Annotated in this window: 7 protein-coding genes; 5 read left to right on the top strand and 2 right to left on the bottom strand. The window is 67.3% G+C overall.

The annotated features are described in order from the left end of the window. Nucleotides 1-437 precede the first annotated feature (437 nt). Together AC5Y5Z_RS23215 and AC5Y5Z_RS23210 are read left to right on the top strand one after the other, a co-directional pair. The gene (locus AC5Y5Z_RS23215; RefSeq protein WP_463828666.1) at nucleotides 438-1,118 is read left to right on the top strand and encodes a TetR/AcrR family transcriptional regulator; all 681 of its coding nucleotides are present in this window, start codon (nucleotides 438-440) and stop codon (nucleotides 1,116-1,118) included. After that, a complete protein-coding gene (locus AC5Y5Z_RS23210; RefSeq protein ID WP_499927790.1) occupies nucleotides 1,115-2,053 on the top strand; it encodes a R2-like ligand-binding oxidase in 939 nt (312 codons plus the stop codon). Before AC5Y5Z_RS23215 ends, AC5Y5Z_RS23210 begins: the two co-directional genes overlap by 4 nt. 15 nt (nucleotides 2,054-2,068) lie before the next feature. On the opposite strand, the gene AC5Y5Z_RS23205 is transcribed toward AC5Y5Z_RS23210, so the two are convergent. Beyond that, entirely contained in the window at nucleotides 2,069-3,445 is a 1,377-nt protein-coding gene (locus tag AC5Y5Z_RS23205) for an NADP-dependent succinic semialdehyde dehydrogenase (protein ID WP_499927788.1), read from the bottom strand. Between the two features lie 91 nt (nucleotides 3,446-3,536). Between AC5Y5Z_RS23205 and AC5Y5Z_RS23200 the strand changes: the two genes are divergently transcribed. The 3 genes from AC5Y5Z_RS23200 to AC5Y5Z_RS23190 all read left to right on the top strand — a co-directional run bounded on the left by AC5Y5Z_RS23200 (nucleotide 3,537) and on the right by AC5Y5Z_RS23190 (nucleotide 7,372). Further along, the gene (locus tag AC5Y5Z_RS23200) at nucleotides 3,537-5,183 is read left to right on the top strand and encodes an acetolactate synthase large subunit (RefSeq protein WP_473140215.1); all 1,647 of its coding nucleotides are present in this window, start codon (nucleotides 3,537-3,539) and stop codon (nucleotides 5,181-5,183) included. 24 nt (nucleotides 5,184-5,207) lie between these two features. After that, complete coding sequence (locus tag AC5Y5Z_RS23195; RefSeq protein ID WP_463828670.1) at nucleotides 5,208-6,101, top strand: LysR family transcriptional regulator; 894 nt, start codon at nucleotides 5,208-5,210, stop codon at nucleotides 6,099-6,101. A gap of 98 nt (nucleotides 6,102-6,199) precedes the next feature. After that, nucleotides 6,200-7,372: an NAD-dependent formate dehydrogenase gene (locus tag AC5Y5Z_RS23190; protein WP_499927786.1), complete on the top strand. Its 1,173-nt coding sequence runs from the start codon at nucleotides 6,200-6,202 to the stop codon at nucleotides 7,370-7,372. On the opposite strand, the gene AC5Y5Z_RS23185 is transcribed toward AC5Y5Z_RS23190, so the two are convergent. Continuing rightward, entirely contained in the window at nucleotides 7,339-8,742 is a 1,404-nt protein-coding gene (locus tag AC5Y5Z_RS23185) for a lipase maturation factor family protein (protein ID WP_499927784.1), read from the bottom strand. The genes AC5Y5Z_RS23190 and AC5Y5Z_RS23185 overlap by 34 nt on opposite strands. Nucleotides 8,743-8,763: the final 21 nt, after the last annotated feature.

The raw sequence follows: 8,763 nt of genomic DNA, 5'->3' as shown, positions 1-8,763 counted from the left end.
CGCTGGGCCCCTGCGCGTCACGCTGGCGTGACGCTCGCTGCCCGCCGCCACGCTGGCGTGACGCTCGGCGGGTGCACCCGGCTCTCACGGGTGCCTGGCTTCCCGCTTGGCTCCTTGCGCGTCACGCTGGCGTGACGCTCGCCGGCACCCGGCTCTCACGGGTGCCCGGCTTCCCGCTGGGCCCTTGCGCGTCACGCTGGCGTGACGCTCGCCACCCGCCGCCACGCTGGCGTGACGCTCGGCGGCAGCCCCCGGCTCTCACGGGTGCCCGGCTTCCCGCTGGGCCCTTGCGCGTCACGCTTGCGTGACGCTCGCCACCCGCCGCCACGCTGGCGTGACGCTCGGCGGTACCCGACCCACCCAGGACGAGCGCTAGCCTTGACTGTGAAACACGTCACAGCCAAAATGACCACTGGTCATACCGAACAGGAGGCCGCATGCCGACCGTCACCTGGGCTCGCGTCGACCCCGCGCGACGCGCGGCCGTCATCGAAGCCGCCGAGGCCGAATTCGGTGCACACGGCTTCTCCAACGGCAGCCTGAACGTGATCGCCCGGCGCGCCGGTGTCGCCAAGGGCAGCCTCTTCCAGTACTTCGCGGACAAGCGCGACCTCTATGCCTTCATCGCCGACGTAGCCAGCCAGCGGGTACGCGCCTACGTCGAGGGCGTCATCCGCGACCTGGACCCCAGCCGGCCGTTCTTCGAATTCCTCACCGAGCTGCTCGACGCCTGGGTTGCCTACTACGCCGAACATCCCCGGGAACGCTCGTTGCACGCCGCGGCCACCCTGGAGGTCGACACCGACGCCCGCATCAGCGTGCGCAACGTGATCCACCGCCACTACCTGGAAGTGCTGCGCCCGCTGGTGGCCGAGGCGCTCAAGCGCGGTGACCTGCGCGCCGACGCCGACACCGACGCCCTGCTGTCACTGCTGCTGATGATCTTCCCGCACCTGGCGCTGGCGCCCTACATGCGCGGCCTGGACCCGGTCCTCGGCCTGGACGAGCCCACGCCCGAGCAGCCGGCACTGGCGGTGCGCCGACTGGTCGCCGTCTTGGCCGCCGCGTTCTGCCCGGCCCCAGCCCCAGCCCCAGTCCGATCAGAGGAGTTCACATGACCCGCACCCGATCCGGTTCGCTGGCCGCCGGTGGCCTGAACTGGGCCAGCCTGCCGCTCAAGCTGTTCGCCGGCGGCAACGCCAAGTTCTGGAATCCGGCCGACATCGACTTCTCCCGCGACCGGTCGGACTGGGAACGGCTGACCGACACCGAACGCGACTACGCCACCCGGTTGTGCGCCCAGTTCATCGCCGGAGAGGAAGCGGTCACCGAGGACATCCAGCCGTTCATGGCCGCGATGCGCGCCGAGGGACGCCTCGGCGACGAGATGTATCTGACGCAGTTCGCGTTCGAGGAGGCCAAGCACACCCAGGTGTTCCGGATGTGGCTGGACGCGGTCGGGATGACCGACGATCTGCACGGTTACCTCGACGAGCTGCCCACCTACCGCCGGATCTTCTACGACGAGCTGCCCGCCTGCCTGCACGCACTCACCTCGGATCCCTCACCGGCTGCGCAGGTGCGGGCCTCGGTCACCTACAACCACATCGTCGAGGGGATGCTGGCCCTGACGGGATATTTCGCCTGGCACAAGATCTGCGTGGAACGCGCCATCCTGCCCGGCATGCAGCAGCTGATCCGCCACATCGGCGACGACGAGCGCCGCCACATGGCGTGGGGCACCTTCACCTGCCGTCGCCACGTCGCCGCCGACGACGCGAACTGGGCGGTGTTCGAATCGCGGATGAACGAGCTGATCCCGCTGGCGCTGCAACTCACCGAGGACGGCTTCGCCCTGTACGGCGACCCGGCGCCCTTCGATCTGTCCCGGGACGAGTTTCTGCAGTACTCCACCGACAAAGGCATGCGCCGGTTCGGCACCATCAGCAGCGCCCGCGGCCGTCCGCTGGGCGAGATCGACCTCGACTACTCGCCGGTGCAGCTCGAAGACGACTTCGCCGACGAAGACCGCCGCGCGCTGGCCGCCGTCTGAAGCGGCCCCGGGGCCTCAGCCCACCCAGACCGTCTTGGCGTTGACGAACTCCCGGATGCCCAACCCTGCCAGCTCGCGGCCGTAGCCCGACCGCTTGATCCCGCCGAAGCCGAGCTCAGGGTAGGACACCGTCATTCCGTTGATGAACACCTGGCCGGCTTCGATGTCGTCGATGAAGCGCTGCTGCTCGGCTTCGTCGTTGGTCCAGGCGTTGGATCCGAGCCCGAACGTGGTGGCGTTGGCGATCTCGATGGCTTCGTCGATGTCCTTGGCGCGGTACATCGACGCCACCGGGCCGAACACCTCCTCGGTGTACAGCGCCATGTCCTTGGTGATGTCGGTGATCACCGTCGGCGGGTAGAACCATCCCGGCCGGTCGGGCTTCTCCCCGCCGAGGCGGACCTTCGCCCCGGCCTTGACGGCGGCGTCGACCTGCTCGGCGATCTCGTCGCGACCTGACTCGGTGGCCAGCGGCCCCACGTCGGTGTCCGGGTCGGTGGGGTCGCCGACCTTCAGTTCCCGCATGTGTTCGACGAACTTGTCCACGAACGCGTCGTAGACGTCGGTGTGCACGATGAAGCGCTTGGCCGCGATGCAGGACTGACCGTTGTTCTGCACCCGCGCCTTGACCGCGGTCTTGGCGGCCTCGTCGACGTCGGCCGACGGCATCACGATGAACGGGTCGCTGCCGCCGAGTTCCAGCACGGTCGGCTTGATCTCGTCACCACAGATGGCGGCGACGGACTGACCGGCGGGTTCACTGCCGGTGAGGGTGGCCGCCACCACCCGGGGATCGCGCAGGATGCGCTCGATGGCGCTCGACGAGATCAGCAGCGTCTGGAAGCAGCCGTCCGGGAACCCGCCGCGGGAAATGACGTCGGCCAGATACAGCGCCGACTGCGGCACGTTCGACGCGTGCTTGAGGATCCCGACGTTGCCGGCCATCAGCGCCGGGGCCGCGAACCGGACCGCCTGCCAGAGCGGGAAGTTCCACGGCATGATCGCCAGCACCACCCCGAGCGGCTGGTACCGCACGTAGGCCTGCTTCGCCCCGACCTTCGAAGCCTCGGCCGGCTCGTCGGCGAGCAGCTTCTCCGCGTTCTCGGCGTAGTAGCGAAAACCCTTGGCGCACTTGAGTGTTTCGGCTTTGGCCGAGGCCAGCGTCTTGCCCATCTCCAGGGTCATCATCGCCGCGACGTCGTCGGCCTCCTTCTCCAGCAGGTCGGCGGTGGCGTTGGCCCACTCGGCGCGCTGGGCGAAGGTGGTCGAATGGCGGTAGTCCAGGAACCGCTCGTGTGCGCGCGCGATGGCTGCGTCGACGTCGTCGTCGCTGGCCGGGTCGAAGGTCTTGACGGTCTCCCCGGTGGCCGGGTTGATGGTGGCGATGGGCACGCTGAATCCTTCGTCTGGTGGGTACTTGAGGAACGTCCTGTATCTAGCCTGCCACTAATGTGTCGGGAGAAGACCGTAGGAGGTCCAGCGGATGAGTACGCCGGCCGAGTTGATCGTGAAATGCCTGGAGAACGAGGGCGTCGAGTTCGTTTTCGGGATACCCGGTGAAGAGAACATCCGGTTGATCAAAGCGCTGGCCGCCTCCGACATCCGCTACGTGCTGACCCGGCACGAGCAGGCGGCGGCGTTCATGGCGGAGATGTACGGCCGGGTCACCGGGCGCGCGGGCGTCGTATCCGCCACGCTGGGGCCGGGGGCGATCAACATGCAACTCGGCGTCGCCGACGCCACCACCAACAGCACCCCGGTGGTGGCCATTTCGGCGCAGGTCGGTCAGGACCGTGAATATAAGGAGTCTCACCAGTACGTCGACCTGGTGTCGATGTACGCCCCGATCACCCGGTGGGCCGCCGACATTCCCACCGCCAAGGCCGTCCCGGAGATGGTGCGCAAAGCATTCAAGCTCGCCGAGACCGAACGGCCCGCCGCGGTCTACCTCGCGGTGCCTGAGCACATCGACACCGACGAAGACGACTACGAGCTGAAGCCGTTGCCGCGCAACGTCGTGCGTGCCGACGCGCCGGCCGCGCGGCAGGTCGCCCGTGCCGTCGACATCCTGCGCAACGCCCAGCGGCCGGTGGTGCTCGCCGGGCACGGTGCCGCCCGCAGCGAGGCGTCGAAGGCGCTGATCCGATTGTCCGAGGAACTCGGCGTACCGGTGGCCAACTCCTTCCACGGCAAGGGTGTGATGCCCGACGACCACCCCAACAGCATCGGCACGCTGGGATTCATGACGCACGACTACGTCAACTTCGGTTTCGACAACGCCGACGTGGTGATAGCGGTTGGCTACGAGTTGCAGGAGTTCGACCCGGTGCGGATCAATCCGCAGGCCGACAAGAAGATCATTCACATCCACCGTTTCCCGGCCGAGGTCGACGTGCACTACTCGGTCGACGTCGGAATCATCGGTGATATCAACGAATCCCTCAACGCGCTGACCGACGCGCTGGACGGTCACCGCTTCGGCGAAGGCGCCGAGATCCCCGGCTCGGGTCTGTTGGCCGAGGAATTCGCCCGCGGCCAACAGGATTCGCGGTATCCGCTGGCGCCGCAGCGCATCGTGGCCGACACCCGAGAGGCGCTGGGCCGCGACGACGTGGTGCTGGTGGACACCGGTGCCACCAAGATGTGGATGGCCCGGTTGTATCCGACCTTCGAGCGCAACACCTGCCTCATCTCTAATGGCCTGTCCACCATGGGATTTGCGCTGCCCGGCGCGCTCGGGGTGAAGCTGGCCCGGCCGGAGGCGAAGGTGCTGGCCGTGGTGGGTGACGGCGCGTTCCTGATGAACTCCCAGGAGATCGAAACCGCGGTGCGGGAGAATATTCCGCTGGTGGTGCTGATCTGGGACGACGGCGGTTACGGCCTGATCGAGTGGAAGATGGACCTCGAACTCGGCGAGCACCACCACATCTCGTTCGGCAACCCGGACGTGGTGAAGTACGCGGAAAGCTTTGGCGCCAAAGGATATCGGATCAAGAGTGCCGACGAACTGCTGCCCACGCTGCGGGCGGCACTGGATGACGACGGGGTGACCATCATCTCCTGTCCGGTCGACTACTCGGAGAACCTGCGGCTTACCGACCGGCTGGGGGAGTTGGACGAAACGCTGTGAGCTCACCCGTGGTCGAATAGATCCGTGCTGTTCCGCCAGCTGGAGTACTTCGTCGCCCTTGCCCATGAGCGGCATTTCGCGCGAGCCGCGGCCGCCTGTTTCGTCTCGCAGCCGGCGCTGTCGGAATCCATCCGCAAGCTGGAGCAAGAGCTCAAGGTCCCACTGGTCCGGCGCGGGCAGAAGTTCGAAGGTCTCACTCCCGAAGGTGAGCGGCTGGTGCACTGGGCCAGACGCATCCTGGCCGACCGGGATGCGCTGCAACAGGAAGTCACCGCCCTGCAGACCGGCCTCAGCGGTGAACTCCGGCTGGGGGTGGTCCCGGCGGCCGCGACCACCGTGGCGCTGCTGACCGACCCGTTCTGCACCGCGCACCCACTGGTGCGCGTACAGCTGGAGACCAATCTGCGATCGGCCGGGATCATCGACCGGATCCGGCAGTTCGAACTCGACGCAGGCATCGTCTATCCCGATCAGCACGACGCCGACGACCTGCTGTTCACTCCGCTGTACCGGGAGGAGGAGGTGCTGCTGGTCGGCGCGGATCTGCTGCCCGGCACGACCGGCACCGTCAGCTGGCCGGCGGCGCTGGGGCTGCCGCTGTGTCTGCTCAGCAAGGGCATGCGGGGCCGGCGGCTCATTGACGACGCACTGGCCACCAAGGACCTGGTGATCACGCCGCAACTCGAGACCGACTCGGTCGGCGCGCTGTTCGCCCACGTCGCCACCGGGCGCTGGGCCAGCATCGTGCCACACACCTGGGTGGACGCCCTCGGTCCGCCGGCCGGCGCCACCGTGTTGCGTCTGGAGGAGCCGTCGGTGACCGCCCTGATCGCACTCGTCACCAACGCGGCCGAGCCTGGCTCACCGCTCACCCGCGCGCTGGTCCAGATGGCGCACTCCATCGCCCCGCCGCTCTGATCGGTCGCGCCTATCGGTTGTTCGGAACCACGTCTTGGACACGCGCTGCACCGCACCGCGAGACTGAAATCAGTTCAAACGCAAGCGAGGAGAGTCCGATGGCCAAGTGTGTGATGGTGCTGTACCCCGACCCGGTCGACGGCTACCCGCCGGCCTACGCCCGCGACAGCATTCCCAAGATCCACAGCTACCCCGGCGGCAGCACCGTGCCCACGCCGTCGAAAATCGACTTCACCCCGGGCGCATTGCTCGGCTGCGTCTCGGGCGCGCTGGGTCTGCGCGAGTTCTTCGAATCGGGCGGACACCAGCTGGTGGTGACGTCGGATAAGGACGGCCCCGAGTTCGAACGTGAACTGGCCGACGCCGATATCGTTATCTCCCAACCATTTTGGCCCGCATACCTGACCGCGGAACGGATCGCCAAGGCGCCCGAGCTGAAGCTGGCATTGACCGCCGGCATCGGTTCGGACCACGTCGACCTCGACCTGGCCCAGGAGCGCGGCATCACCGTCGCCGAGGTGACCTACAGCAACAGCATCAGCGTCGCCGAGCACGCCGTCATGCAGATCCTGGCGTTGGTACGCAACTTCGTGCCGTCGCACCGCTGGGCCGCCGACGGCGGCTGGAACATCGCCGATTGTGTCCAGCGCGCTTATGACCTGGAGGGCATGGACGTCGGCGTCATCGCCGCCGGCCGGATCGGGCGGGCCGTGTTGCGCCGGCTGGCCCCGTTCGACGTCAACCTGCACTACACCGACACCCGCCGGCTGCCGGCCGAAGTAGAGACCGAGCTCAACCTCACCTTCCATCCCGACGTGCAGTCGCTGGTCACAGCGGTCGACGTGGTGTCGGTGCACTCGCCGCTGTACGCGGACACCCGCGCAATGTTCGACGAGCAGCTGCTGTCCTCGATGCGGCGCGGCTCTTACATCGTCAACACCGCGCGCGCCGAAGAAGCGGTGCCCGAAGCGATTGTGGCGGCCTTGGAAAGCGGCCAGCTGGCGGGTTACGCCGGCGACGTCTGGTTCCCGCAGCCGCCGCCGGCCGACCACCCCTGGCGCACCATGCCGAACAATGCGATGACGCCGCACGTTTCCGGCACCACCCTGTCGGCGCAGGCGCGCTATGCCGCGGGCACCCGGGAGATCCTCGAGTGCTGGTTCGACGGCAGGCCGATCCGTCCCGACTACCTGATCGTCGAGGGCGGGAAACTGGCCGGCACCGGGGCACTCTCGTATCAGAAGTCCGGCAGTGACGTCGGCGGCACGTAACTGCCGATCAGGGACCGGTGCCACCACGCGTGCTCCCGGCGCAACTCGGCGGGCGTGGTGAAGCGGTACTCGTAGAGCAGCGCCCGCACATACCGGGGCGGTGCATCCGGAAAAGGATTGTGCCGCAACAACCGCAGCGTCGCGGCATCGTTACGTAGCAGCCGGTGCAGGAACGGCGTCATCCAGGCCAGCGCATAACCCGGCGATATCGCCGCGAACCACATCAGCCAGTCCAGTCGCAGATGATACGGCGCGAACTGGCGTGGCAGCCGGCGCAATCCGGTGGGTTTGCCCTTGAATTCGTACTCCTGCCAGACGGTCTGGCCGGTGACGTCCGGCTCCCGGGTGCCTTCGATCACCACCTCCCGACGGGTGCGGCAGATGCTGCCGAACGCGCCGTAGGTGTTGCCCAGGTGAAACATGTTGAAGGACGCGTTCATTCGCTGCCGGGGTGACAACATGTTGCGCGCCGGCCAGTAGCTCAGACACACCATCACCGCCGCGAACGCGACCACCACGACCACGAACCACCCCGGCGGTCGCGGCGTGGACGACACCGCGGACACCTCGACCGCGCTGAACGCCAGGAATATCGTCAGCCAGTTGAGCCAGGCGAAGTTACCGGACAGCACCAACCACAGTTGGGTGACGATGATGGTCGCCGCGGCGATGCCGGCCACCGGTTGCGGTGCGAACAACCCGAACGGCACCACCAGTTGGGCAAAGTGGTTGCCGGCCACTTCGATTCGATGTAGCGGCTTGGGCAGGTGGTGGAATAACCAGCTCAACGGTCCGGGCATCGGCTGGGTCTCGTGGTGGTAGTACAGGCAGGTGAGATCCCGCCAGCAGGAGTCGCCGCGCAGCTTGATCAAACCGGCGCCGAACTCGACCCGGAACAGCAGCCAGCGCACCAGCAGCAGGGTCAGCAGCGGCGGCGCCACCCGTTCCCCGCCGAGAAACACCATCAGGAAACCGGCCTCCAAAAGCAGTGATTCCCAACCGAATCCGTACCAGACCTGGCCGACGTTGACGATCGACAGGTACAGCACCCACAGCAGCAGCCAGGTCAGCATCCCGGCCCACAGCGGCACCACCCGCGTCAGTCCGCAGACCACGGCCGCCGCCAGTACCGCGCCCAGCCAGCACACTCCGGCGAACAGCCGGTCCGAATACCGGAACTGAAAGATGCTGGGCGCCTGCCAGAATGGCCGCCGGGCCAGGTATCCAGGCACCGGGAGCATCCCATCCGAGCCGATGAGCGGTCGGAACTGCCGCGCGGCGGCGACGAACGCGATGACATAGATCAGCGCCACCCCCCGCTGCAGCACCGCGGTGCCCAGCCAGTATCCGGGTGCCGAAAACCATTCCATGGCGGTGTCCAGTCAACCAGC

It is taken from the genome of Mycobacterium sp. NGS29, from assembly GCF_059812965.1.
This window is presented reverse-complemented; position numbering and strand designations above follow the sequence as displayed.